We start from the raw sequence: 26,321 nt of genomic DNA, 5'->3' as shown, positions 1-26,321 counted from the left end.
AGCGCCCGTCGCATGGTGGGTCCCGGATGCACGCCGCCTGTGGCGACGCGCTCCGGGATGACGACAGAAGAGGGACGCCGCGTCCCGGTGTATTCTCCCCGCCGTCATCCCGAACTTGATCCGGGACCCACCCATCACTCCGCGTTCATTCGGAGGAGGCAGCCGTGACCGGACGGGCGCTTCGACGATCGGCCGCGATCCTGGTCCACGACGTCGCCATGGCGGCGGTCTCGTTCCTGCTGTCGCTTTACCTGCGGCTGGGCGAGGGCATCTGGTGGTGGCCGCGGCAGGTGGTCGAGACCGGGCTGGCCGCCTTCACCCTGACCGCGCTGGCGGTGCTGCTGGTGGTCCGGCTCGACACCGCGGTGTGGCGCTACACCTCGATCGGCGACCTGGTGCGGATCGTGCGGGCGGTGGTGTTCATCCTGGCCGGCTTCCTGGTGGTGCAGTTCGCGCTGACCCGGCTCGACGACTTCCCGCGCTCGTTCCTGGTGATCGAGGCGTTCGTGCTGACGGTGCTGCTGGCGGCGCCGCGCTTCGCTTACCGGCTGCTGAAGGACGGCACTCTGTCGGCACTGCTCGAGCGCGACGCCCAGTCCCGTATCCCGGTGCTGCTGGTCGGCGCCGGCGACGGGGCCGACCTGTTCATCCGCGAGATGGCGCGCGGCGGCGAGGCGACCTACCGGGTCGTCGGCATCGTCGACGACCGCGACGCCCGGACCGGCCGGCAGATCCGTGGCGTCCGGGTGATGGGCGGGCTCGACGACCTGGCCGCCGTGGTCGAGCGGCTGACCGGCGGCGGCCTGCGCCCGCAGCGCCTGGTGCTGACCCGCTCGCGCATGGACGGTGCGACGGTGCGCCGGCTGTTCGAGCAGGGCGACGCGCTCGGCATCCCGGTCAGCCGGATGCCGCGGGTCGGGGCGCTGGAGGCCGCCGACGGCGGCACCGTCACGCTGCGGCCGATCAACGTCGAGGACGTGCTGGGCCGGCCGCAGGCGACCCTGGACCGCGACGCCATGCGGGCGCTGATCGCCGGCCGCCGGGTGTTGGTGACCGGCGCCGGCGGCACCATCGGCTCGGAGCTGGTGCGCCAGGTCGCCGGCTTCGGCCCGGCGGCGCTGACCCTGGTCGACAGCTCGGAATACGCGCTCTATCTGATCGACCGCGAGATGGGCGAAGGGTTCCCGGAGCTGGAGCGCCGGGCGATGATCGGCGACGTGCGCGACCGCGCCCGGGTCGCCGAGATCATGCGCCTCGCCGCGCCCGAGATCGTGTTCCACGCCGCCGCCCTGAAGCACGTGCCGCTGATGGAGGCCAACGTCGACGACGCGGTGCTGACCAACGCCATCGGCAGCCGGATCGTCGCCGACGCCGCCCGGGCCGCCGGGGTGCGGGCGGTGGTGCTGATCTCGACCGACAAGGCGGTTAACCCGACCAACGTGATGGGCGCGACCAAGCGGCTGGCCGAGGCCTATGCCCAGGCCCTCGACCTGGCAGACGGCACCGCGACCCGGTTCGTGACCACCCGGTTCGGCAACGTGCTCGGCTCGACCGGCTCGGTGGTGCCGCTGTTCCAGCGCCAGCTCGAGCGGGGCGGGCCGCTGACGGTCACCCACCCGGAGATGACCCGCTACTTCATGACCGTGCGCGAGGCGGTCGAACTGGTGCTGCAGGCCGCCGCCCTGGAGGTCGCGACCGAGGGCGGGCGCGGCGGCATCACCGTGCTCGACATGGGCGAGCCGGTGAAGATCGTCGACCTCGCCCGCCAGATGATCCGGCTGGCCGGGCTGGTGCCCGACGAGGACGTGCGGATCGAGTTCACCGGCCTGCGCCCCGGCGAGAAGCTGTACGAGGAGCTGTTCCACGACGCCGAGGCGCTGGAGCCGACCCCCGTGCCGGCGCTGCGCCGGGCCCGGCCGCGCACCACCGACATCGCCCTGCTGGGGCGCGGCCTGGACGAGCTGGAGGCGGCGGCCCGCGACCGCGACACCGCGGCGACCCTGCGCATCCTGTCGCAGCTGGTTCCCGAGTACGCCCCGCCCGCCGACGCGCCGGAGGTGCGGGCGACCGGGGACTGAGGCGGCTGTCTGGCGACGGAGCGGCGGGTGGGTCCCGGCTCGGCCGCTGCGCGACCGTCCGGGATGAGGGTGTGGGGGGCGTTCAAGAGTCCTCATCCCGGCCGACCCCGGCCCTGAGCCGGGGGAGAGCCGGGACCTACGGTGCGACGGGCGCTTGCCACCCAGCCCCGCCCGGCCGCAGACTCGCCCTGCCATACCAGGGAGGAAGCCGATGAAGGCGGTGGTGCTGCGGGCGGCCGAGGATCTGCGGGTCGAGCCGCGCGAGGAGCGGGCGCTCGGCCCCGGCGAGGTGCGGGTGAGGGTCGAATCCGGCGGCATCTGCGGCTCCGACCTGCACTATTTCCATCACTACCGGATGGGCGACTTCCCGGTGCGCGAGCCGTTCGTGCTCGGCCACGAGGCCGCCGGCACGATCGCCGAGACCGGCCCCGGCGTCACCCGGGTGGCGGTCGGCGACCGGGTGGCGATCAACCCGAGCCACCCCTGCGGCCAGTGCGAGTTCTGCCGGTCCGACCGCGAGAACCTGTGCGGCGACATGATCTTCCTCGGCTCGTCGCGGCGGTTCCCGCACGCCCAGGGCCTGTTCGCCGAGAGCTTCGCGACCCACGAGCGGCAATGCGTGAAGGTGCCGGCCGACACCCCGGCGCGGGTCGCGGCCCTGGCCGAGCCGCTGTCGGTGGTGCTGCACGCTTTGTCGCACGCAGGACCGCTGCTCGGACGCGAGGTGCTGGTGACCGGGGCCGGGCCGATCGGCTCGCTGGTGCTGATGATGGCGCGGTTCGCCGGCGCGGCGGCAGTCGAGATCACCGACGTGACGCCGGAGCCGCTGAAGGTCGCCGAGGCGCTCGGCGCCGACCGCACCCACGACGTCGCGGGCAATCCCGACAGCCTCGCCGACCCGGCGCATCCGCGCGGCCGGTTCGACGTCGCGGTCGAGTGCTCGGGCCACCCGGCGGCGCTGGCCACCTGCCTGGCCCAGCTCGCCCCCGGCGGCACCCTGGTGCAGGTCGGCATGTACGCCAACACCCAGGTGACGGTCCCGATGGACCAGGTGATGGTCAAGGAACTGACCCTGAAGAGCTCGATGCGGTTCGCCCGCGAGTTCCCGGTGGCGGTCGACCTGCTGGCCAGCGGCCGCCTGAACGTCGGCCCGGTGCTGTCCCACGAGTTCGCCGCGGCCGACGCCATGGAGGCGTTCCGCACGGCCAGCGACCGGCGGCGGTCGATGAAGGTGCATCTCAGGTTCTGAGGGGCCGATTCTCGCGGCGGCCTCCCCCTCCTGACGTCATTCCGGACCGGTCCGCCGTAGGCGGGCGGAGCCGGAACCCAACCGCCAGTCGGATGGCCGCTGGCACCCGTGGCACCGTGGGTTCCGGATGCGTCTCGCCGATGGCAATCCGCTCCGGAATGACGTCGGATAGGGGGGCGTGCGCTTCCCCTACCGCCCCGCCGCCCGGCGCTGGAACTCCCCCGGGGTCACCTGGAAGGCGTGGCGGAACGCCGCCACGAAGGCGCTGGTCCCGGCGTAGCCGGTCTCGAACGCCACGTCGGTCACGGTGCCGCCGGCCAGCAGCCGCTCGGCGGCGACGGTCAGGCCGAGGATGCGGCGCCAGTCGCGGTAGCTGAGGCCGGTCTCGGCCTGGACCCGGCGGCGCAGGGTGCGGGCGGAGACGCCCAGGCGCTCGGCCCAGTCCTCGAGGCTGGTGTCCTCCGACGGGTCGGCCTGCACCGCGTCGGCGATGGCGGCGAGGCCGGGGTCCTTGGGTGCCGCCAGGCGGATGTGCACGCCCGGCGCCGGGCGCACCAGGGCGAGGGCCGCCCCGGCCACGGTCGACCACGCCCGGTCGAGCCGGTCGCTGTCGTAGGTCTCGGCCAGCCAGGTCACCATGTCGGCCAGCGGCGTGCCCTGCTCGACGGCTGTCGGGGCGTCCGGCAGCGCGTCGGCGGCACCAGGGCGGACGTACAGGCTGCGCATCAGCCGCTCCTCCGGTGCCAGGCTGCGGTGCGGAGTGCCGGCCGGCAGCCACAGCACCGAGCCGCGCGGCACCAGCCAGACCCTGTCGGGGGTCTCGACCCGCATCACCCGCGCCAGGGTCAGGGCGAGCTGGCCGCGGCGGTGGCGGTGCCACGGCACGCTGGCGCCGGGCGCGAAGCTGGCGGCATGGCCGATCACCGCCGCGTCGCTCTCGACATGGCCGCTGACCGGGTCGCGCTGGCCCGTCTCGTCCTTGTTCCGGTCCTTCCGGTCGTGTCCGCTCGGCGACATCCGCTGTCCGCTGGTCCGGTATCGGTCCTGCCCGTTCGCGCGTAGTCTAGCAGGCGTTGGAGGGAGTGAGACCATGACGGCTGCTGCTGCCCGCATCGGGGATTCGGCGCTCGCCGCGCGCCTCGGCCGCGAGCTCGAGGGCGAGGTGCTGTTCGACGCGTTCTCGCGCGGCCGCTACGCCACCGACGCCTCGATCTACCAGGTCGAGCCGATCGGCGTGGTGGTCCCGAGGACCGAGCAGGACCTGAGGGTCGCCATCCAGATCGCCGCCGACGAGGGGATCCCGGTGCTGCCGCGCGGCGGCGGCACCTCGCAGTGCGGCCAGACTGTCAACACCGCGCTGGTCCTCGATTGCACCAAGTTCCTGAACGGCGTCGTCGACTACGACGAGGACAGCCAGGAAGTCACGGTGCAGCCGGGTATCGTGCTCGACCACCTGAACGCCTGGTTGAAGCCGAAGGGCAGGCTGTTCCCGGTCGACGTCTCGACCGCGTCGCGCGCCACCATCGGCGGCATGACCGCCAACAACTCCTGCGGCGGCCGGTCGATCCACTACGGCATCATGGTCGACAACGTCGAGGCGATCGACGCGATCCTGATGGACGGGACCGAGGCCAATTTCGGCTACGTCCCCGGAAACATCGGCGAGCTGGCGGGGCCGGCGCGCTACCGCGACCTGGTGCAGACGATCCGCGCCATCGCCGACCGCGAGACCGCCGAGATCGACGCCCGCATCCCCAAGCTGATGCGCAAGGTCGGCGGCTACAACCTGGATCGCGTGGTCGCCCGCGACGGCCGGGGCGGCCACAACATGGCGTCGCTGCTGGTCGGCTCCGAGGGCACGCTGGCGCTGTCGCGGCGCATCCGCCTCAAGACCCACGCGATCCCCAGGCACCGGGTCATGGGGGTCTGCCACTTCCCGACCTTCTGGGACGCGATGGACTCGGCGCGCCATCTCGTCACCCTGCAGCCCTACGCGGTCGAACTGATCGACCGCACGATGGTCGACCTGGCGCGCGAGATCGCCATGTTCCGGCCGATCGTCGACCGCTTCGTACGCGGCGAGCCGCAGGCCCTGCTGGTGGTCGAGTTCGCCGGCGACGAGCGCGACCCGCTGCTGCGCCGGCTCGCCGACCTGGAAGCCATGATGGGCGACCTCGGCTTCCCGGACGCCGTGGTGCGGGCCGAGGACGCGGCGTTCCAGGCGCAGATCACCGAGGTCCGGACCTCCGGCCTGAACATCATGATGTCGATGAAAGGCGACGGGAAACCGGTGTCGTTCATCGAGGACTGCGCGGTGCCGCTGGAGGACCTGGCGGAATACACCGGCCGCCTCACGCAAGTGTTCCACAAGCACGGCACCGAGGGCACCTGGTACGCCCACGCCAGCGTCGGCACCCTGCACGTCCGGCCGGTCCTGAACATGAAGGACGGCACCGACGTGAAGAAGATGCGGGCGATCGCCGAGGAGGCGTTCGCCATGGTGCGCGAGTACAAGGGCTCGCACTCCGGCGAGCACGGCGACGGCATCGTGCGCTCGGAGTTCCACCGCGAGATGTTCGGCGACCGCGTCGTCGACGCCTTCGGCGAGGTGAAGCGGGCGTTCGACCCCAGGGGCCTGATGAACCCCGGCCGCATCGTCGACCCGCCGAAGATGGACGACCGCAGCCTGTTCCGCTACCGGCCGGACTACAGGCCGGCGAACCCGGCGACCCGCTTCGACTGGTCGGCCTGGGGCGGGCTCTCGGGCGCGGTCGAGATGTGCAACAACAACGGCACCTGCCGCAAGCGCAACCCGGCGGTGATGTGCCCGAGCTTCCGGGTGACCGGCGACGAGCAGCACGTCACCCGCGGCCGCGCCAACACCCTGCGCCTCGCGCTGTCCGGCCAACTCGGCCCCGAGGGCCTGACTGACCCGGCGATGAAGGCGTCGCTGGATCTCTGCGTCGGCTGCAAGGGCTGCCGGCGCGAGTGCCCGACCGGCGTCGACATGGCCAAGATGAAGACCGAGGTGCTGGGCCAGTATGTCCGGCGCCACGGGCTGTCGCTGAAGGACCGGCTGATCGCCACCCTGCCGCGCTGGGCCGAGGCGGCCTCGCGCTTCCACTACCTCGCCAATCTGCGCGACGCGGTGCCGGGCCTGCCCTGGCTGTCGCAGGTGCTGATGGGCTTCGCCCGGCAGCGCAGCCTGCCGGCGTTCGCGGCCGAGCCGTTCCGCGCCTCCGAGGTGCCGGAGCGCGCGGTCGCCGACGGCCGCGAGGTCGTGCTGTTCGCCGACACCTTCAACAGCTACTTCGAGCCGGAGAACCTGCGGGCGGCGGTGAAGGTGCTGGACGCCGCCGGCTACACGGTCCACGTGGTCGACCCGTCCGAGAGCGGCGACGGCCGGCGCCTGTGCTGCGGCCGGACCTATCTCGCCAGCGGCCTGATCGAGCAGGCCGAGGCCGAGATGCGCAACCTGGTCGCGGCCCTGGCGCCCTATGCCGAGCGCGGCGTGCCGATCGTCGGGCTGGAGCCGTCCTGCCTGTTCACCCTGAACGACGAGCTGCCGTCGCTGCTGCGCGACGCCGCCGGCGCGGTGCCGGCGCAGGCCATGCTGTTCGAGGCGTTCCTGGCGCGCGAGGCCAAGGCGGGCAGGCTGGACGGTCTGAAGCTGAAGCCGATTGCCGACAAGGCCCTGGTGCACGGCCACTGTCACCAGAAGGCGTTCGCCGCCATGGGCGACGTGACCGCGGCGCTGAAGCTGATCCCCGGGCTCGAGGTCTCGGTGATCGAGTCCAGCTGCTGCGGCATGGCCGGCGCCTTCGGCTACGAGGCCGAGCACTACGAGGTCTCGATGAAGATGGCCGAGCTCAGCCTGCTGCCGGCGGTCCGTCAGGCCGAGCCGGGCACGCTGCTGGTCGCCGACGGCACCAGCTGCCGCCACCAGATCCACGACGGTGCCGGCCGCGAAGCCGAGCATGTCGCCGTGGTGCTGGCCCGGAGCCTGGCGTCGTGACCGGTGTCGCGACCGGGCCGTCTTGCGGCCGCTCAGGTCGCCGGGACGTAGGCCAGGTAGGAGAACATGCCGGCCTCCATGTGGTAGAGGTTGTGGCAGTGGTAGGCCCAGTTGCCCGGGTTGTCGGCGTCGAAGGCGATCATGACGTTCGACATCGGCGGCACCAGGACGGTGTCGCGCACCGCGCCGTCCACCGGCAGGCCGCCGATCTCGATGACCTGGAAGACGTGCCCGTGCAGGTGCATCGGGTGCGACATGCCGGTCTCGTTCCTGATCCGCACGGCGGTGCGCTGTCCGGTGGTGACCACCAGCGGCTTGTTCCGCGGGTACGGTGCGCCGTCGATGATCCAGACGTAGCGCTGCATGTTGCCGGTCAGGGAGGAGGTCAGCTCCGCACTGATCGGCCGCGGCGGCAGCGGTGCTGCGGTGACCAGGCGCGTCTCCAGTTCCACCCCCATGGCGCCGGCCGCCTTGTCGGCGTTGTCGGAGACCTTGGCGACGGATGCGCCGGGGGCGGCCAGGATCAGACCGGTCCGGGCGGTGTCGCCTTCGCGCTGGGCCAGGATCGGCACCGCCGCCCCGGCCGGGACGTCGACCAGCAGGTCGAGGCGCTGGGCGATCGAGATCGGGAACACGGTGTCGTCGATCGGCGCGACCGGTTCGCCGTCGACCGCGATCAGCCGGGCCGTCCGGCCGCCGGCGGATATGTGGAAGTTGGTCGACGCGCCGCCGTTGATGATGCGGACCCGGACCTTGGCGTTCGCCTCGACCTTGACGACCTCGGGGTCCTGCAGGGTGCGCGAGTTCGCCAGGTAGGCGTCGTAGTCGACGTCGTTCAGGTCGGGCTTGGACGGGTCCATCTTGCCGCCGCCCATTTTCATCTTCTCGGCGGCCAACTTCATGCTCTCGGCCATGCTGTGGGCATGACCCTTCATGGTGTGGTCGTGCTGATGCTCCATCGCCATCATGCCGCCGAGCCGCAGCGTCTTGAGGATCTCGTAGGGGTCCTTGAAGGTGAAGTCCTCGAGGAACAGCACGACCTCCTGCAGGTCGCGCAGCGGATCGTCCGGGTCCTCGAGGATCAGCGGCATCGCCAGGCCGAGCTGCTCCTGCAGGCCGACATGCGAGTGCATCCAGTAGGTGCCGGCCTGGACCAGCGGGAAGTCGTACTCGGCGGATCCGCCCGGCGGGATCGGCGGCGCCGAAATCCCCGGCACGCCGTCCTGCGACGGCGGCAGGATCAGGCCGTGCCAGTGGATCAGGGTCTCTTCCGAGAGCCTGTTGGTCAGGCGGACCGCGAAGTCGTCGCCCTTCTTCATCCGCAGGCCGTCCATGCCCTGCGGGCCCTTGAGCGCCAGGCGCTTGACCAGCTTGCCGCCGACCTCGATCTCGCGGGTCGTGGCCTCGATCTCGATCTTCGGCTTGCGGGCGAAGGCGCCGGTCGGCAGACCGGCCAGGGCGGTGGTTGCGGCGATGCCGGTCAGGACGTTTCGTCGCGTCGCGAGTCCGTGAGTCATCGGTCGGCCCTCCCTCGATCGCGTCGCGGCGACCTTAGCTTGCATCTCCCCTCCCGGAAGGGTAGCCGAACCCGGGGTGGGTGGCAAAAACCGCCGGCTTTCGCCGGTCGAACCGTTCTCAGAAATCACGAAAGGTAGGCAACGCCATGAGCGGACATCGCGCCGGCCCGCATTTCCTGCAGATCCCCGGTCCCTCGAACGTGCCGGGCCGGATCCTGCGCGCCATCGAGCGGCCGACCATCGACCACCGCGGCCCGGAGTTCCAGGCGCTCGCCAAGGAGGTGCTGGAGAAGGTCAAGCCGGTGTTCAAGACCAAGAACCCGGTGATCATCTTCCCGTCCTCGGGCACCGGAGCGTGGGAGGCGGCGCTGGTCAACACCATGTCGCCGGGCGACACGGTGCTGATGTACGAGACCGGGCAGTTCTCGACCCTGTGGTCCGAGCTGGCGACCCGCATCGGCCTGAAGCCGGAGGTGATCACCGGCGACTGGCGCCATGGGGTCGACGCCGCCGCCATCGAGGACCGGCTGAGCAAGGACAAGGAGCACAGGATCCGGGCGGTCTGCGTGGTCCACAACGAGACCTCGACCGGCGTGACCTCGCGGATCGCCGAGGTCCGCAAGGCAATCGACGCCGCCGGGCATCCGGCGCTGTTCATGGTCGACACCATCTCCGGCCTGGCGTCGGCCGATTTCCGGCACGACGAGTGGGGGATCGACGTCACCGTCACCGGCTCGCAGAAGGGGCTGATGCTGCCGCCGGGCCTGGGCTTCAACGCGCTGTCGCCGAAGGCGATCGAGGCGTCGAAGTCGGCCAAGATGACCCGTTCCTACTGGGACTGGGCCTCCCAGCTCGGCCAGAACCCGTCCGGCAACTTCCCCTACACCCCGGCCACCAACCTGCTGTACGGCCTCAAGGAGGCCTGCGACATGCTGATGGAGGAGGGGCTCGACAACGTGTTCGCCCGGCACGAGCGGCATGCCGAGGCGACCCGCCGGGCGGTGCGGGCCTGGGGGCTGGAGATCCAGTGCCTTGAGCCGAAGGAGTACTCGCCGGTGCTGACCGGCGTGGTGATGCCGGACGGCCACGACGCCGACGCGGTGCGCAAGGTGATCCTGGAGAAGTTCGACATGTCACTCGGCGCCGGCCTCGGCAAGGTCAAGGGCAGGATGTTCCGGATCGGCCACCTCGGCGACTTCAACGACCTGATGCTGGCCGGCACGCTGGCCGGCTGCGAGATGGGCCTGCGGATCGCCGGCGTGCCGATCAAGCCGGGCGGGGTGCAGGCGGCGATGGACTACCTGTCGGGCAACGCCTGAGGGGCGGGCGCCGGTCGTGGCCTGGGTCCCGGCTCTGCGCTGCGCTTCGGCCGGGATGAGGGACAGGGGGTGATCCGCCGTTCTTCCCTCATCCCGGACGTCGCGACGCGGCGATCCGGGACCCACCAAGCGACATGCGACGGGCGCGCCCTCAATCCACGATGAACAGCGTCGCCCCCTTCTCGGTCACCGAGCGGTGGGGCGAGTCGCCCCGATCGGAGACCTGGTAGCTCATGCCTGGGGTCAGGGTGAACCTGCGGCCGTCCTTGAGCTCCGACACCAGCTCGCCAGCGACCACGTAGAGGATGTGGCCGCGCTCGCACCAGTGGTCGGCGACGTAGCCGGGCGAGTAGGTCACCTGGCGCACCCGGATGTCGCCGATGTTGAGGGTGCGCCATTCGGCGGTCCCGCTGTCGCCGGGATGGATGGTCGGCTCGACCGCCGACCAGTCGGTGACGGTGAAGGGCAGGGCAGGGATCTGCATGACGGCACCCGGGTTGCGGCGATGATCCCGGACCGTAGCGCCGCGCTTAGCCGCCCGCCAGCCACAGCGCGGCGGCCACGATGCAGGCGCTGCCGGACAGCACCGCCGGCAGCACCCGGCGCCGGCTCAGCCACCACACCCCGAGGGTCACGGCGACGGCCGCCAGCCGGATCGCCAGGGGGATCCCGGCCAGCGAGCCGGTCGGCAGGGCGACCAGCCGGACCACCAGGGCGGCCAGCAGGGCGTAGGAGGTCAGCGTGAACCAGCGCACCACCGGCCCTTCCGGATCGACTCGCCCGACCAGCACCGCGCCCAGCGCCCGCCACACGAAGGTCGCGGCCGCCGCCGCCAGCAGCACCAGGTAGCCGGCGTGCTCGCCCCCCGTCATGACCGGAGCCTGTCGCCGAACAGGAAGGCGCCGGTGCCGCCCAGCACCCCGGCCAGCAGCATCGAGGCCTCCGGCAGCACGGCGTGGATCGGCGGGCACAGGATCACGCCGAGCGCGACCGCCAGCAGCACCTGCCGGTTCCGCGATTCCGCCAGCAGGACCATGAAGAAGGCGGCGTTCATGAACAGCAGCCCGAGCGCCAGCGGCTTCGGCAGGGCGGCCGCCCCCAGCCAGCCGGCGAAAGCGGCGACCGCGGCGGCGGCGATGCAGGTCAGGGTGAATGCGGTATGGAAGGCGAGCCGTTCACGGGGCTCGCGCGGGGCGCTGGGGCGCATCACGAAGGCCCAGCTGGTCGCTGACATCAGGTGCGCCTGCAGCAGCCGGGACAGCAGACCGCCGGCCCGGAAGGTCGGCAGCAGGGCGACCGCCATCGGGAAGAACCGCATGCTGGTCAGCGCCGCCGCCAGCGCGATCGCCACCAGGTCGGCCCCGGCGGCGTGCAGCTCGGCCGCCACCACCTGGGCCGGCAGGGCCCAGACCACGACCGGCGCCATCACCGCCTCCCAGGCCGCGAAGCCGATGTCGTGGGCGAGGGCGCCGAAGCCGGCCATGCCGCCGCTGACCAGCAGTAACGGAACGCCTGCGGCGGTGCGCAGGCCGGCGAGGGCGGCGGAACGGGTGTCGACTTCGGGCACGTCGCCTCTCCTGGCTCGTGACCGGGGCAATCGCCCCGGGCTGCCGGCTCAGGCCGCCTCGATCGCCCGTTGATAGGCCGGCCGTGCGGTCAGGCGATCGACGTAGGCCTCGACGTGCGGCTTGTCGGCGAGGTCGGCTTTGATGCGCCTGGCCGCGATGCAGGCGTGGCCGGTCATGATGTCGGCCCCGGAGAACCCGCCCGCCAGATACTCCCTGCCGTCGGCCAGATGCGCCTCGACCGCCGTCAGCATTCGGTTGAGCAGCTTCATGGCCCGCGTCACGTTCTCGGCGTTGCGGCGTTCCGGCGGCAGGAACAGGGTCTCCACCACGATGATGTTGACCTGCGGCATCATCATGCCCTCGGCGTAGTGCAGCCATTGCAGGTAGGTCGGGAAGTCGGGCGAGTCGATCGCCGGACGCAGACGGCCGTCGCCGTAGCGGGCGAGCACATACTCGACGATCGCGCCGCTCTCGTAGACCGTGACGTCGCCGTCCTCCAGTGCCGGCACCCGTCCCATGGGGTGCAGCTTCAGATACTCCGGCGAGCGCATGGCCGGGTCGCCGAGCTTGTAGACCTGGAGCTCGTAGGGCAGGCCGAGTTCCTCGAACAGCCACACGATGCGCACGGAGCGGGAGTTCGGAGCGTGATGGATCCTCATGGGCGGGGGCGCCTTTCTGTCGTTCGCCGTTCAGCCTGCCGGGGAGGCGGGCGGACGCTCAAGCGGTTTCCGTGCCCTGGCGATCGGCGCTGTGCATTGTATGCAATATTTTGATGGTAACGGTTGTCGACAGGCGCCGGCATCCGCAAAATGCCCCCGCCGCAGCGACCGGCCATGGAGCGGGAGAGAAGGTACGATGGACGAGAAGCGCCTGATCGAGGTCGAGGACCTCCGGATCCACTTCCCGCTCGAGGACCGGACGGTCAAGGCCGTGGACGGCGTGTCCTGGCACATCGACCGCGGCGAGACCCTGGCGGTGGTGGGCGAGTCCGGCTCCGGCAAGTCGGTCACGGCCATGGGCCTGATGCGGCTGACCGACAACGCCGGCGGCCGGATCCCGAGCGGCAGGATCAATTTCCGCAAGCCGGACGGCAAGGTCATCGACATCGTGAAGCAGACCCCCGAGCAGATGCGCTCGATCCGCGGCAACGACATCTCGATGATCTTCCAGGAGCCGATGACCTCGCTGAACCCGGTGTTCACGGTCGGCTTCCAGATCGCCGAGGCGATCATGCTGCACCAGGGCAAGAGCGAGGACGAGGCCCTGAAGCAGGCGCTCGAGATGCTGAAGCTGGTCCGGATTCCCGAGCCGGAGAAGCAGCTGCAGCAGTATCCCCACCAGCTGTCCGGCGGCATGCGCCAGCGCGTTATGATCGCGATGGCGCTGTCGTGCCGGCCGAGCCTGCTGATCGCCGACGAGCCGACCACCGCGCTCGACGTGACGATCCAGGCGCAGATCCTCGATCTGATCAAGATGCTGCAGAACGAGATCGGCATGTCGGTGATGTTCATCACCCACGACATGGGCGTGGTCGCGGAGGTCGCCGACCGCGTCGTCGTCATGCTGCGCGGCAAGAAGGTCGAGGAGGGTCCGGCCGAGCAGATCTTCAAGAGCCCGCAGCATCCGTATACCCGGGCGCTGCTCGACGCGGTGCCGCGGCTCGGGTCGATGCGCGGCCACAAGCTGCCGATGAAGTTCGCCAACGTCGACGTCAAGCGCGCCGAGGGCGAAGAGATCAAGGAGGGCGCCGGCGAGACGGAGGTCGAGCTCGAGATCAAGGACACCGTGCGGCGGGACGCGCCACCGCTCCTGAGCGTGAAGGGGCTGACCACCCGGTTCGACATCCGGGCCGGCGTGTTCGGCCGGACCACCGGGCGGATCCATGCGGTCGAGAACATTTCGTTCGACCTGCAGCCGGGCGAGACGCTGGCGATGGTCGGCGAATCCGGCTGCGGCAAGTCGACGACCGGCCGCAGCATCATCCGCCTGGTCGAGCCGACCCGCGGCTCGGTGGTGTTCGAGGGCAAGGAGGTCGTCGGGCTGTCGGCCAGCGAGATGCGGCCGCTGCGGCGCGACATGCAGATGATCTTCCAGGACCCGTTCGCCTCGCTGAACCCGCGCATGACGGCGGGCGCCGCGATCGCCGAGCCGATGGTCGTGCACGGCCTGGCCCGCGGCAAGGAGGCCGAGGACCGGGTGATCGAACTGCTGCGCCGGGTCGGCCTCGACGAGGAGCACGCCAGCCGCTACCCGCACGAGTTCTCCGGCGGCCAGCGCCAGCGCCTGTGCATCGCCCGGGCCCTCGGCCTGAACCCGAAGCTGATCATCGCCGACGAGGCGGTGTCGGCGCTCGACGTGTCGATCCAGGCGCAGGTCATCAACCTGATGATGGAACTGCAGGAGGAGCTGGGGCTCGCCTACCTGTTCATCAGTCACGACATGGCGGTGGTCGAGCGCATCGCGCACCGGGTGGCCGTCATGTATCTCGGCGAGATCGTCGAGATCGGGCCGCGCCAGGCGGTGTTCGAGGATCCGCAGCACCCGTACACCCGCAAGCTTATGGCGGCGGTGCCGATCGCCGACCCGACCAAGCGCAAGACCGAGCTGCGGCTGATGACCGACGAGATCCCGAGCCCGTTGAAGCCGGCCGGTTACGAGCCGCCGGCGCGCCACTACCGCGAGGTGTCGCCCGGGCACTTCGTCCAGGAGATCACGGCGACGGCGGTCGCTGCGGAGTAGTCGTGGAGGAGCCGTGAACCAGGCACTCGGATTCCGTGGGGCCCTTGCCGATCCCGGACTGGCAGGACTGTACGATCTCTGGGTGCGCCTGGGTCGCGAGCTGGGACGGCTGCCGTACCGGCAGGAGATCGATCCGCTCGACCTGCCGCCTCACGTCCTGCCGACGATGCTGGTCCTGGAACGCGAGGCGTCCGGCCGGTTCCACTGCCGGTTGGCCGGAACCGCGATGGCCGAGTACTTCGGCTTCGATCCGACCGGGGCCTACTTGGACGAGGTGATGCCGCCGGAGGCGGCACGTGTTCGCGCGCGGTTGTACGAGCGCGTGCTCGACGAGCGGCGGCCGGTCGTCTGCCGATTTCGGTTCGCGGTTCCGGGGCGGGAGTTCATCGCGAACGACCGCCTCTACGTGCCGGCTCTCGGCACCGCGCCGGACCATCCGTCCGTGCTGTTCAGCGCCCAGCGCTTCCTGACGTCGGCCGAGGTCGTCGGGCAACCCGATCGGAACGGCGTCTATCACGTTCGGTTCGACGACTCGCCGCTTGCGTAGCCGGCGGTCGGCCGGATACGAAAAGGGCCCCTCGCCGGGGCCCTTCCCGTGACAGCCGAAATCCGGCGGCCTACTGCGAGCGCAGCTTGGGATCCAGCATGTCGCGGACTGCGTCGCCGAACAGGTTGAAGCCGAACACCGCCAGCGTGATCGCCAGGCCCGGGAAGATCGCCACCCAGGGTGCGCTCTCGGCGTACAGCTCGGCGCCGCCCTGCAGCATCAGTCCCCAGGCCGGGGTCGGCTCCTGCACGCCGAGGCCGAGATACGACAGCGAGGCCTCCAGCAGGATCGCCTGCCCGACGAAGGCGGTGATCATGATCAGGAACGGCGCCATCACGTTCGGCACCATGTGCCGCAGGATGATCCGGGTGTGGCTGTAGCCGATCGACCGGGCGGCATCGACGTAGGGCATCTCGCGCACCGACAGGGCGGTCGACCGCACGACCCGGGCGCAGCGCGGGATGAACGGGATGGTGATCGCGACGATCACCTTGTCGACGCCGGTGCCGAAGATCGCCACCATCGCCAGCGCCATGATGATCAGCGGGAACGACATGAAGATGTCCATCACCCGCTGGAACACCAGATCGATCTTGCCGCCGAAATAGGCGCTGCCGACCCCGAGGACGAGGCCGATGCCGGCGCCGACGATACTGGCGACGAAGCCGACGAACACCGCGGTCCGGGCGCCGTGCACGATGCGCGAGAACACGTCCCGGCCCATCTGGTCGGTACCCAGCCAGAACTCGGTGCCCGGCGGAGCGGTGAACGCGCTGTAGTTCATCGCCGTCGGGTCGTACGGGGCGATGACGTCCGCGAAGATCGCCATCAGGATCATCAGGATCACGATCGCGCCGCCGGCGACGCCGAGCGGCTGGCGGCGTGCGACCCGCTTGAACTGCTGCCACGCGGTCCGTCGCCGCGGGGCGGCGGTCTCGACCGACGTCGGGAGCTCCGAAATCGCCATGGTCACGGTCTCCCTCAGCTGTAGCGAATGCGCGGATCGAGCCACGCATAGAACAGGTCGACGACGAAGTTCGTCAGCACGAAGATCAGCGCCACCAGCATGACCAGCGCCTGCGTCATCGTGTAGTCGTGGTTGCTGACCGACTCGACGAACAGCTTGCCGAGGCCGTTCAGGTTGAAGACCTGCTCGGTCACCACCAGCCCGCCCATCAGGAACGCGAACTCGATGCCGATCACCGTGACGACCGGCAGCAGGGCGTTCTTGAGCGCGTGCCGGTTGACGATCACGCTTTCCACCAGGCCCTTGGCGCGGGCGGTACGGACGTAGTCCTCGCGCAGCACCTCAAGCATCGCCGAGCGGGTCATGCGGGTGGCGACCGCGGAGTACCGGTAGCCGGTCGCCAGCGCCGGCCAGATCAGCATCGCCAGGTTCTCGGCCGGATCGACCCATATCGGCACGTAGTTGATCGGCGGCATCCACGGTTCGCCGTAGAGGGCCTGGCTGCCGACCAGCAGGCCGAGGATGATCAGGATGCCCAGCCAGAACGACGGCATCGCGATGCCGGCGATCGAGAAGCCGCGGACGCAGTAGTCGACCCAGGTGTTGCGCTTGACCGCGGAGATGATGCCCATCGGGATCGAGATCACGATCGAGACCAGGGTCGCCATCAGGGCGATCTGCATGGACACCTGGAAGCGCAGCGAGATCTCGCTGACGATCGGCTGGTTGGTCCACATGGACGTGCCGAAGTCGCCGACGAAGAAGCCGCCGATCCAGCTGAAGAACTGAAGGAAGATCGGCTCGTTGAGGCCCAGTTCCTGCTGGCAGATTCTCAGGGCGTCGGGATCGAAGGTCGCCCCGGTGCCGGCAAGTCGGAGTTCGCACACGTCCCCGGGGATCGCGCGCATGAGGAAGAACACGAGAACTGCTGCCCCGAACAACGTCGGGATCATCATCAGGATGCGCTTGATGATGTACTGGTGCATGAGCGGCGGCCTTCCGTCGCGGGCGGTCTGAGCGTTTGGTGAACCGGGCCGCCGCCCGCCGGAAACCGGCGGGCGGCGGTCTGCACAGCGGCGGTTACTGGTCGAGCCAGACGTCGGCCAGCTGCTGGTTCAGGTAGTGGCTGGGGCTGACGTTCCAGCCCTTCACGTAGGACCGGTGCGGGATGATCCGGTACCACCACATGGTGATGAAGCCGAGCGCCTCCTCGTCGAGGACGATCTTCTCCATCCGGCGCATCTTCTCGCGCTGCGCGGCCTGGTCGTCGGTCTGGTTCATCGCGTTGAACAGCTCGTCGACCTCACGGTTCGTGTAGCCGCCGTACTGGCTGCCCGAGGTGTCCTCGGAGATGAACTTCGAGACGTCCAGCAGCGGGTTGACGACCGACTGGCAGTTGAAGTCGATCGACACGTCGAAGTCCTGCTTCTTGCGCAGGGTGTCGTAGAACGGCCCGGTCGGCTGCACCTGCTGCTCGACGGCGAGGCCGATCTGCTTCCACTGGTCGATCAGCCAGGTGCCGACGATCTTGTACGGCTGGTCGACCGCCCGGTTGTTCAGCACGAACTTGAAGCCCTCGGGGATGCCGGCTTCCTTGAGCAGCCGCTTGGCCTCGGCCCGGCTCTTGGCGAGGTCGGGCCAGTAGCCGGCGAGCTGCTGCAGCTCTTCCTTGTTGGCCGCCAGCGGGTGGCCCGGGAACACGATGCCGCCGACCGTCTTCACGATGGCGATCTTCGACAGGTACTGCGAGCCGCCCCAGCGGTCGACCGCCAGCGTCAGCGCCCGGCGGACGCGGACGTCGTCGAACGGCTTCTTGCGATGGTTCGGCGTGATCAGCAGCACGCAGTTCCAGTCGCTCTCCTGGACGGTGATGTCCTTGCCCAGCGCCTTGACCAGATCGTCGCGGCTCTGCGGCGGGAAGCCGCGGAACTCGATGGCGGCACGGTCGCCACGGATCGCCTGGACGCGCAGCGATTCCTTCTTGGCGAAGATCGCCTCGAAGCCGTCGAGGTAGGGCTTGCCCTTCTCGTAGTAGTTCGGGTTGGCGGTGCCCTTGATGAACGCGCCGGCCTGGCGCTCGGCCTTCTGGAACGGGCCGCTGCCGAGAATGTTCTTCTCGTACCAGTGCATGTCCTGGGCGAGCTTGGCGTCGTCGTAGATGAAGTTGAACGGCATGGCCAGCGCCGGGATGAAGGCCGACGACGGGTACTTCAGCTTGAAGACCACGGTCTCGTCGTCAGGCGTCTCGACCGACTCGACCATGACGAAGTAGGCCTTGCGGGCCGAGCTGATGTCGGCCGGCGGGAAGATGATCTTGTCGTAGGTCGCCTTCACGTCGGCGGCGGTCAGCGGCGCGCCGTCCTCGAAGGTGACGCCCTTGCGGAGCTTGAAGGTGTAGGTCTTGCCGCCGTCGGTCGGCTTCGGCATCTCCGTGCACAGGTCGCAGATGATGTCCGTCGGGTCCATCGAGTTCTGCGGGTTCTGCTTGACCAGCAGGCTGTAGAACGGTGCGATCGGATGGACCAGGGCGAAGGTGGTCTCGCGGTGGCCGTCGAAGCTCGGCGGCTCGGCCGGCACCACGAATTTCAGCACACCACCCTTCTTCGGGGTCTCCGCCGCGATCGCCCCGCCCAGCCCGAGGCTGAGCGCGGCGCCGACCGCGAGCGAGGCCGCCAGTGTCTTGAGTCCTGAATTCATTTGGACGTCTCCTTCCCAATCGACGCGGCTCGGGCTCGTCCCGATCCGATCGGTCCTGCAGTCCGCCTTGAACCCGATACCCTCGGGCCGCCGCGGACGGATGTACGGATAGGGGCAACTCTCCGGTTGCCGGCCTCCCCGTTCCCTGCGTTCGTTTTCACCGGCGTTGTTGAGACCGCCGGTTGCCGCGCCCTGGAGCGCTTGTATACATTTTCACGCCCCGTACCGGGGGTCAAGAAAGAGCCCGCGCGGCGGGCGGGAGGAGAGCGTGGCCGAATCCGACTTGAAGCCGGAAGTTAAGGCGCTGGTGTTCGACGTGTTCGGCACCGTCGTCGACTGGCGCAACAGCATCGCCCGCGAGGTCGAGGCGGTGGCCCGGGTCAAGGGCTGGGCGGTCGATCCGTACGAGTTCGCGGATCGCTGGCGGGCCAAGTACCAGCCGTCGATGGAGCCGGTGCGGCGCGGCGAGAAGCCGTACGTGCGGCTGGACGACCTGCATCGAACGAGCCTGCTCGCCCTGCTGGAGGAGTTCGGCCTCGATCCGCTGCCGGCCGACGAGCTCGAGCACCTGAACCGAGCCTGGCACCGGCTCGACCCCTGGCCCGACTGCGTGCCCGGCCTGACCCGCCTGAAGAAGCGATTCATCCTGGCGACCATGTCGAACGGCAACGTCGCGCTGATGGTGAACATGGCCAAGCACGCCGGCCTGCCCTGGGACACCATCCTCGGAGCCGAGCCGGCCCGGAACTACAAGCCGGTTCCCACCGTCTACCTGACCGGCGCCGACTGGCTCGGCCTGCGGCCCGAGGAGGTGATGATGACGGCCGCCCACAACGGCGACCTGCGAGCGGCGCGCGACCTCGGGTTCCGGACCGCGTTCATCCTGCGTCCCGACGAATACGGCCCGAACCAGACCAAGGACCTGAAAGCCGAGGAGGCCTGGGACCAGGTCGTCGGCGGCATGGAAGAACTCGCCGACAGGCTCGGTTGCTGAGGAGGAAACGATGGCCACGGTACTCGAGCGCTTCGGTGCGTTCTCGGCGGGGCTGCCCGCCGCCGGCCTCGACGACAGGGTTCGGCACCATGCCCGGCGGGCGGTGATCGACTGGTTCGCGGCGACCCTGCCGGGCGGCGTGCTGCCGCCGGCGACGCTGGTGGCAAAGGCGCTCGCCGACCAGGTCGGGCAGGGCGGCGCCACCCTGCTGCCGGCGGGCACGCCGGCAGGCGGGCAGGCGGCCGCGCTGATCAACGGCACAGCCGCCCACACCGTCGAGTTCGACGACATCTACCGCGACGGCCTGTACCACCCGGGCGCCCCGACCATCGCGGCGGCGCTGGCGGCGGCCGAACTGGCCGGGGCCGACGGCGAGACCCTGCTGGCCGGCGTGGTGGCCGGCTACGAGGTCTCCAACCGGATCGCGGTCGCGGTCAATCCGCGGCACTACGACTTCTGGCATACCACCGCGACCGTCGGCTGCTTCGGCGCCGCCGCGGCGGCCGCCGTGGTCTTCGGGCTGGACGACCGGCAGACCTCGCACGCGCTGGCCACGGTGACCACCATGGCGGCCGGCCTGCAGCAGGCGTTCCTGGCCGACGCCATGAGCAAGCCGCTGCATTCCGGGCGGGCGGCCGAGGCCGGGCTGCTGGCGGCGCGGCTGGCGGCCGAGGGGGTGACCGGCGCGCTCGACGCGCTCGAGGGGCCGCGCGGCTTCGCCGTGGCGATGAGCCGCGACACCGTGATCGACTGGGACGCGGTCACCGCCGATCTCGGGGCGGACTGGACCATCACCCGCATGACCTTCAAGAACCACGCCGCCTGCGGCCACGTCCACGCCGCGGTCGACGCGGTGCGGGCGCTGGCCGACGAGCACGGGCTCGGCGAGGCCGATGTCGAGCGCATCGAGGTCGGCTCCTACGCCAAGTCCAAGGAGATCTGCGGCAACCCGACCCCGGCGACCGTGTTCGAGGCCAAGTTCAGCCTGCCGTACTGCGTCGGCGCCGCCCTGGTGCTGGGCTCGGTGCGACGGGCCGCCTTCGAGGACGCGGCGATGGCCGACCCGGCGGTCCGCTCGGTCGCGGCCCGGGTGGTGCACACCGTCGACCCGGACTGCCAGGCGGCGTTCCCGAAGGCGCGCTCGGCCCGGGTCGCCGTCGTCACCCGCGACGGCCGCCGGCTCGAGCGGTTCGCGCCGACCCGCAAGGGCGACCCCGACAACCCGCTGACCGACGCCGACCTGGCCGACAAGTTCCGCGAGCTGGCTGAGCCGGTGCTGGGGCCGGCGCGGGCGGCCGAACTGCTGGCGTCCCTGCAGGGGCTCGGCGGCACGCGCCCGGTCCGCGACCTGATGGCGGGGGCGGCCCTGGCGGAGGCGGCCGAATAACCCGGCGGGTCCGCCCACTCGTCTTTCCTCCCTTCCCGTCGCCGACCGGAGACAACGGCTCATGACTTCCCTGTTCGAAGACCTGCTCACCGAGGAGCAGATCCTCTTCCGCGACTCGGTGCGCGGCTTCGCCGAGCGGCATCTGGCCGCCGGTGCCCTGGCCCGTGCGCACGAGACGGCGTTTCCGTTCGACGTCGCCAGGCTGATGGCGGAGCAGGGGCTGCTCGGCATGACCTTCGCGGAGGCGGACGGCGGCGCCGGCGGCACGCTGATGGACGCGATCCTGGCGATCGAGGCGGTGGCGTCGGTCTGCCCGCGCTCGGCCGACGTGGTTCAGGCCGGCAATTTCGGGCCGATCCGCACCTTCGCGGAGTTCGCCACGCCGGACCAGAAGCAGCGCTACCTCGGCCGGCTGCTGGCCGGCGAGATGGCGATCTCGCTCGGCATGAGCGAGCCGGAGGCCGGCTCGGCGGCGACCGACCTGACCACCACCGCGACCCCGGACGGCGACGGCTTCCGGATCAACGGCACCAAGGTGTTCTCGTCGCACAGTCCGGACGCCGAGCTGTTCCTGGTCTACGTGCGCTACGGCCGCGGGATCGACGGCATCGGCTCGGTGCTGATCGAGCGCGGCGCGCCCGGCTTCACCATGGGCAAGCCGGTGCGCTACGTCGGCGGCGACGAGTGGTGCCAGCTGTACTTCGAGGACGTCCACGTGCCGGCCGCCAACGTGCTGCTGCGCGAGGGCGGCTTCAAGAAGCAGATCGCCGCCTTCAACGTCGAGCGGCTCGGCAATTCGGCGCGCGCCCTGGCGTTCGGCCGGCACGCCTTCGACATCGCCCGCGCGCATGCCGAGACCCGCAAGCAGTTCGGCCGCACCCTCAGCGACTTCCAGGGCATCCAGTGGAAGTTCGCCGAGATGGCCGCGAGGATGGAGGCGGCCCAGCTGATGCTGTACCGGGTGGCGGCGCGGGCCGTCGACCGGCTGCCTGACGCCTACGAGACGGCGCTGGTGAAGTACCTGTGCAACGAGGCCGGGTTCTTCGCCGCCAACGAATCGATGCAGGTCCTGGGCGCGCTCGGCTATAGCGACGAGAGCCTGGTGGAATACTGCTGGCGGCGGGCGCGCGGCTGGCAGATCGCCGGCGGCAGCCTGGAGATGATGAAGAACCGCATCGCCGAGGGCGTGTTCGGCCGGCGGTTCTCGCAGCGTCCGCCGAAACCGCAGGCTTGAGGCATCCGATGTCCGATCCGATCGCCCCGTGGCTGCAGGCGTTGCTGCGGCCCAAGGTCGTCGCCGTCGTCGGGGCCTCCGACGATCCCAGGAAGGACGCCGCCCGGCCGGTGCGGTTCCTGCGCAAGCACGGCTACGCCGGCTCGTTGTATCCGGTGAACCCGCGGCGCGAGACGGTGCTGGGCGAGAAGGCCTGGCCGTCGCTGTCGGCGCTGCCGGAGGTCCCGGACCACGTCTACATCGTGACCGGCACCGACCGGGTCGAGGAGGCGGTGGTGGAGGCCGCCGGACTCGGGGTCAAGGTCGCCACGATTCTGGCCGACGGCTTCGCCGAGACCGGCCCCGAGGGCCGCGCGCACCAGGACCGGCTGGTCGCGCGGGCCCGGGCCGGGGGCATGCGCCTGCTGGGGCCGAACTCCATGGGGGCGGCGAACATCGTCGACCGGGTGCCGTTCACCACCAACGCGGCCCTGGAGACCGATTCGCTGGTGCCCGGGCGGCTGATGGCGCTGTCGCAGTCAGGGTCGCTGATCGGCACCCTGCTGTCGCGCGGGGCGGCCCGGGGGATCGGCTTCGCGCACCTGGTGTCGCTCGGCAACGAGGCCGACCTCGACGTCGGCGCGATCGGCGAGGCGGCGGCGGCGCTGCCGGAGGTCGACGCGTTCCTGCTGTTTCTGGAGACCCTGCGCCGGCCGGAGCGGCTGGCCGCCTTCGCGCGGGCCGCGCACGCCGCCGGCAAGCCGATCGTCGCCTACAAGCTGGGGCGGTCGCCGGAGGCCCAGGCGCTGGCGGTGTCGCACACCGGGGCGCTGCTCGGCTCCGACCTCGCGGCCGACGCGTTCTTCCGCGACCACGGCATCCTGCGGGTCGACCAGTTCGAGGCGCTGCTGGAGCTGCCGGCACTGCTGAACGGCCGGCAGCCGGACCCGGGCCGGGCCGGGCGTCCGGTGGCGGTCGTCACTACCACCGGCGGCGGCGGCGCCATGGCGGTCGACCGGCTGGGCGGCGCCGGGGTGGCGCTGGCGGGGGCCAGCCCGGCCCTGCGCGAGGCCGTGAAGGCGGCGCACGGGCTGGAGGTGAAGGGCGGCCGGCTGATCGACGTGACGCTGGCCGGCGCCCGCTACGAGGTCATGAAGGCGGTGCTCGACGGGCTGCTCGACTCCGGCGAGTACGGCGCGGTGGTGGCCGCGATCGGCTCGTCAGCGCAGTTCCTGCCCGAGCGGGCGGTGCAACCGATCATCGACTGTGCGGGCCATGGGACGCCGCTGGCGGCGGTGCCGCTGCCGCAGGCCGACCGGGCGCTGGCGATGCTGGCGGCCGGCGGGGTCGCCGGGTTCCGGACCGTCGAATCGATGGCCGATGCGGTACGGGCGTTCCTGGCCTGGGCGCCGCCGCGCGACCTGACGGCCGGAATCGTGCCGCCGGACTTCGGGGCGGTGCCGGCCGGCGCCACCCTGGACGAGGCGGCCGGGCTCGACCTGCTCGACCGGCTCGGGGTGCCGACGGTCGGCCGCCGGCTGCTCGGTCCCGACGATCCGGTGCCGGACGGCCTCGACTATCCGGTGGTGCTGAAGGCGGTGTCGGCCGACCTGCCGCACAAGACCGAGGCCGGAGCGGTGGCACTCGGCCTTGCCGACCGGGCGGCGGTCGAGGCGGCCCGCGACGCGATGCGGGCCAGGCTCATGGAGACCGCACCGTCGGCGCGGCTCGAGGGCTGGCTGATCCAGTCGATGGCGCGCGGGGTCGGCGAGGCGCTGATCGGCTACCGGCTGGATCCGGAGGCCGGCCCGGTGGTCACGGTCGGGGCCGGCGGCATCTTCGCCGAGCTGTACCGCGACGTGGCGGTCCGGCTGGCGCCGGTCGACCCGGCGACCGCCCGGTCGATGATCGCCGAGGTCAAGGGGTTCGCGGCGCTCGACGGCTGGCGCGGCCGGCCGAGGGGAGACCTGGCGGCCCTGGCGGAGGCGGTGGCGGCGCTGTCGCGCCTCGGGGCCGATCCGGACCGCCGGGTCGAGGAGGCCGAGGCCAACCCGGTCATCGTCGGCGAATCCGGCGTCGTGGCGGTCGACGCGCTGGTCCGGACGGCCGGATAGCCGGCCGTCGCGCCGTCGGCGTCCTGGCGGCCCGGCTTCGGTGGCCGGGCTCCAGAGGCCGGGTTTCAGCGGCCGGGTTTCAGCGGCCGATGTTGGAGGCGAACACCTTGGTGCTGGCGTCGCGCGCCGCCGCCACCCGCAGGTCGACGTTCGGAATCAGCGCCTGCAGCTTCTTCAGGTCCTTGCCCGCGAGTTGCTCGCCGGCCGGCAGCTTGACGCTCATCGGATTGACCTGGCGGCCGCCCAGCAGCACCTCGTAGTGCAGGTGCGGGCCGGTCGAGCGGCCGGTGGTGCCGACATAGGCGACGATCTGGCCCTGCCGCACCCGGGCGCCGGGCCGGATGCCCTTGCCGAACCGCGAGGCGTGGGCGTAGGCGGTCTTGATCTCGCTGTTGTGGCGGATCCGCACGTAGTTGCCGTAGGCGCCGTTGCGGCCCGCCACCTCGACGACGCCGTCGCCGGCGGCCATGATCGGCGTGCCGGTGGGGGCGGCGAAGTCGGAGCCCTTGTGCATCTTGGTGTAGCCGAGAATCGGGTGCTTGCGCTTGCCGAAGCCCGACGACAGCCGGGCCCCGTCGATCGGGGTGCGCATCAGGGTCTTGCGGACGCTGTGGCCGTTCGGGCCGAAATAGTCGGTCAGGCCGCTGGACGGCGTGAACCGGTAGAACGACAGGGTCTTGCCGGACAGGGTCATGGCGGCGTAGCGGATCTCGCCGTTGCGCACCGGCTCGCCGAACTCGTCGTCGTACCGGTCGTACAGCACCTCGAACCGGTCGCCGGGCTGGACGTCGCGCTGGAAGTCGACGTCGAAGCTGAACACCCGGACCAGGTCCATCAGCACGTCGATCGGCATGTCGGCGTTCACCGCCGCCTCGTACAGGCTGCTCTCGATGGTCGCGCCGGCGTAGGCGTCGCGCTGGTCGAGCGGGCGCTCGGCCTCCTCGGCGACGAACCCGCCGTCGTCGTCGAGCTTGACCAGCACGTCGCGCTCCGGCGACGGGCGCAGCGCCAGCCCCAGGAACTGGTCGCCGTCGGAGCCCGGCTGGAAGGTCAGGGTGATGTCCTGGCCGATCTGCAGGCGGCGGACGTCGAACACGGTGCCGAGGCTGCGCACCGCCTCGTGCGCGCTGCCGCGGTCGACGCCGTTGCCGGTCAGGATGCCCATCAGGGTGTCGCCGCGCGACACGGTGACGATGCGGTCCTCGGGACCCGGCTTCTCGTCGATCGACGGGAAGGAATGCGCCTCGCCGAGCGACTTCGGATCGGACCGCGGGCGCTCGATGTCGCCACCGCCGGCCGGCGGCGAGGCTGCCTCGGCGAAACGGGCGTCGGAACTGTCGGGTTCACCCAGCGCAATCCAGGCGGCGGCCAGAATCCCGAGTACCACCGCGCTCGTCCATCTCATCGGCCCGCGTCTCCTCGATCCGGAATATGTCGTGCCGGCGCCCACTCCCCCGGGCGGCCGTACATATGATCCCCACTCGGTCTGTCCGTGTCAAGGAAACCGAGCGAATTCAGGTTGTTTTGTCCGTTTTCTGAGCCGGCGGTTTAATCGATCCGGCCCCTGAAGCCCCCTCACGCGTGCGAGCTATACTGGCGCGAAAGGCCGGCGCGGGGGAAGCCGAAAAAAACTTCGAAAAAGGTGTTTGACATCGGTTTTGGGGGTTCGTATAAGCCGCCTCCTCGCCGGGACACAACGGGTCGCGGCGACGGACCGGAAGCCCTCCGGGGCGCCCCTCGGGGCAGCGGTCCGCGGCTCTTGGACAAGTGAATAGGAAGGGATGCGCAGGCGGCGGTCTGGCTTTGGTTTTGGCTGGGCGTTGCTGGGTCTTTCGGGGCTTGGCTTATGAGCTTGTCTGTGCATCTTGACTGTGCGTCTGAGGGCGCTGTGGCTGCGGTTTCGGCTGTGGCTGTGGT

Annotated in this window: 20 protein-coding genes; 10 read left to right on the top strand and 10 right to left on the bottom strand. The window is 70.6% G+C overall.

Translation table 11 applies throughout. The features are described from left to right. Positions 1–164 precede the first annotated feature (164 nt). A complete protein-coding gene (locus IE246_RS16645) occupies positions 165–2,078 on the top strand; it encodes a polysaccharide biosynthesis protein (RefSeq protein ID WP_189991692.1) in 1,914 nt (637 codons plus the stop codon). 211 nt (positions 2,079–2,289) lie between these two features. Further along, complete coding sequence (locus IE246_RS16640) at positions 2,290–3,327, top strand: L-idonate 5-dehydrogenase (protein WP_189991690.1); 1,038 nt, start codon at positions 2,290–2,292, stop codon at positions 3,325–3,327. Between the two features lie 189 nt (positions 3,328–3,516). Here IE246_RS16640 and IE246_RS16635 read toward each other — a convergent pair whose 3' ends face one another. Continuing rightward, a complete protein-coding gene (locus IE246_RS16635; RefSeq protein WP_189991688.1) occupies positions 3,517–4,344 on the bottom strand; it encodes an AraC family transcriptional regulator in 828 nt (275 codons plus the stop codon). A gap of 73 nt (positions 4,345–4,417) precedes the next feature. Between IE246_RS16635 and IE246_RS16630 the strand changes: the two genes are divergently transcribed. Continuing rightward, complete coding sequence (locus tag IE246_RS16630) at positions 4,418–7,342, top strand: FAD-binding and (Fe-S)-binding domain-containing protein (protein WP_189991686.1); 2,925 nt, start codon at positions 4,418–4,420, stop codon at positions 7,340–7,342. Positions 7,343–7,374: 32 nt separating this feature from the next. Here IE246_RS16630 and IE246_RS16625 read toward each other — a convergent pair whose 3' ends face one another. Then, positions 7,375–8,859, bottom strand: coding sequence for a multicopper oxidase family protein (locus IE246_RS16625; RefSeq protein WP_189991685.1), 1,485 nt, complete (start codon positions 8,857–8,859; stop codon positions 7,375–7,377). 146 nt (positions 8,860–9,005) lie between these two features. Here IE246_RS16625 and IE246_RS16620 point away from each other — a divergent pair, with 146 nt between their 5' ends. Then, complete coding sequence (locus IE246_RS16620; RefSeq protein WP_189991683.1) at positions 9,006–10,178, top strand: pyridoxal-phosphate-dependent aminotransferase family protein; 1,173 nt, start codon at positions 9,006–9,008, stop codon at positions 10,176–10,178. 151 nt (positions 10,179–10,329) lie between these two features. Here IE246_RS16620 and IE246_RS16615 read toward each other — a convergent pair whose 3' ends face one another. From IE246_RS16615 to IE246_RS16600, 4 genes are read right to left on the bottom strand one after another with little or no spacing between them, the layout of a single operon-like run. Beyond that, positions 10,330–10,662 carry a DHCW motif cupin fold protein gene (locus IE246_RS16615; RefSeq protein ID WP_189991681.1) on the bottom strand — a complete coding sequence of 111 codons (333 nt, stop codon included), beginning with the start codon at positions 10,660–10,662 and terminating at the stop codon, positions 10,330–10,332. A 46-nt stretch (positions 10,663–10,708) separates the two neighbouring features. Continuing rightward, the gene (locus IE246_RS16610; RefSeq protein ID WP_189991679.1) at positions 10,709–11,050 is read right to left on the bottom strand and encodes an AzlD domain-containing protein; all 342 of its coding nucleotides are present in this window, start codon (positions 11,048–11,050) and stop codon (positions 10,709–10,711) included. Continuing rightward, positions 11,047–11,745, bottom strand: coding sequence for an AzlC family ABC transporter permease (locus IE246_RS16605; RefSeq protein WP_189991677.1), 699 nt, complete (start codon positions 11,743–11,745; stop codon positions 11,047–11,049). Before IE246_RS16605 ends, IE246_RS16610 begins: the two co-directional genes overlap by 4 nt. A 48-nt stretch (positions 11,746–11,793) precedes the next feature. Next, positions 11,794–12,405, bottom strand: coding sequence for a glutathione S-transferase family protein (locus tag IE246_RS16600; protein WP_189991675.1), 612 nt, complete (start codon positions 12,403–12,405; stop codon positions 11,794–11,796). 196 nt (positions 12,406–12,601) lie between these two features. Here IE246_RS16600 and IE246_RS16595 point away from each other — a divergent pair, with 196 nt between their 5' ends. Then, a complete protein-coding gene (locus IE246_RS16595; protein ID WP_189991673.1) occupies positions 12,602–14,485 on the top strand; it encodes an ABC transporter ATP-binding protein in 1,884 nt (627 codons plus the stop codon). Positions 14,486–14,498: 13 nt separating this feature from the next. Beyond that, positions 14,499–15,032 (top strand): PAS domain-containing protein, encoded by a 534-nt coding sequence (locus tag IE246_RS16590; protein WP_189991671.1) that lies wholly within the window; start codon positions 14,499–14,501, stop codon positions 15,030–15,032. 70 nt (positions 15,033–15,102) lie between these two features. On the opposite strand, the gene IE246_RS16585 is transcribed toward IE246_RS16590, so the two are convergent. From IE246_RS16585 to IE246_RS16575, 3 genes are all read right to left on the bottom strand, one after another. Then, on the bottom strand, positions 15,103–15,999 hold the full coding sequence (locus IE246_RS16585; protein WP_189991669.1) for an ABC transporter permease: 897 nt from the start codon (positions 15,997–15,999) through the stop codon (positions 15,103–15,105). Positions 16,000–16,013: 14 nt separating this feature from the next. Continuing rightward, positions 16,014–16,985: an ABC transporter permease gene (locus IE246_RS16580; RefSeq protein ID WP_189991667.1), complete on the bottom strand. Its 972-nt coding sequence runs from the start codon at positions 16,983–16,985 to the stop codon at positions 16,014–16,016. Between the two features lie 94 nt (positions 16,986–17,079). Next, positions 17,080–18,696, bottom strand: a complete 1,617-nt coding sequence (locus tag IE246_RS16575) for an ABC transporter substrate-binding protein (protein WP_189991665.1) — start codon at positions 18,694–18,696, stop codon at positions 17,080–17,082. Positions 18,697–18,964: 268 nt separating this feature from the next. Here IE246_RS16575 and IE246_RS16570 point away from each other — a divergent pair, with 268 nt between their 5' ends. The 4 genes from IE246_RS16570 to IE246_RS16555 all read left to right on the top strand — a co-directional run bounded on the left by IE246_RS16570 (position 18,965) and on the right by IE246_RS16555 (position 24,404). Then, complete coding sequence (locus IE246_RS16570; protein ID WP_189991663.1) at positions 18,965–19,690, top strand: haloacid dehalogenase type II; 726 nt, start codon at positions 18,965–18,967, stop codon at positions 19,688–19,690. A 10-nt stretch (positions 19,691–19,700) separates the two neighbouring features. Then, positions 19,701–21,077: an MmgE/PrpD family protein gene (locus tag IE246_RS16565; RefSeq protein ID WP_189991661.1), complete on the top strand. Its 1,377-nt coding sequence runs from the start codon at positions 19,701–19,703 to the stop codon at positions 21,075–21,077. A 61-nt stretch (positions 21,078–21,138) separates the two neighbouring features. Next, positions 21,139–22,311 carry an acyl-CoA dehydrogenase family protein gene (locus IE246_RS16560; protein ID WP_189991659.1) on the top strand — a complete coding sequence of 391 codons (1,173 nt, stop codon included), beginning with the start codon at positions 21,139–21,141 and terminating at the stop codon, positions 22,309–22,311. Positions 22,312–22,319: 8 nt separating this feature from the next. Continuing rightward, positions 22,320–24,404 carry an acetate--CoA ligase family protein gene (locus IE246_RS16555; RefSeq protein ID WP_189991657.1) on the top strand — a complete coding sequence of 695 codons (2,085 nt, stop codon included), beginning with the start codon at positions 22,320–22,322 and terminating at the stop codon, positions 24,402–24,404. Positions 24,405–24,483: 79 nt separating this feature from the next. Here the strand turns inward: IE246_RS16555 and IE246_RS16550 are convergent, their stop codons facing one another. Next, positions 24,484–25,809: a M23 family metallopeptidase gene (locus tag IE246_RS16550; protein ID WP_189991655.1), complete on the bottom strand. Its 1,326-nt coding sequence runs from the start codon at positions 25,807–25,809 to the stop codon at positions 24,484–24,486. Positions 25,810–26,321: the final 512 nt, after the last annotated feature.

It is taken from the genome of Thalassobaculum fulvum (assembly GCF_014652915.1).
Lineage (GTDB): Bacteria > Pseudomonadota > Alphaproteobacteria > Thalassobaculales > Thalassobaculaceae > Thalassobaculum_A > Thalassobaculum_A fulvum.
This window is presented reverse-complemented; position numbering and strand designations above follow the sequence as displayed.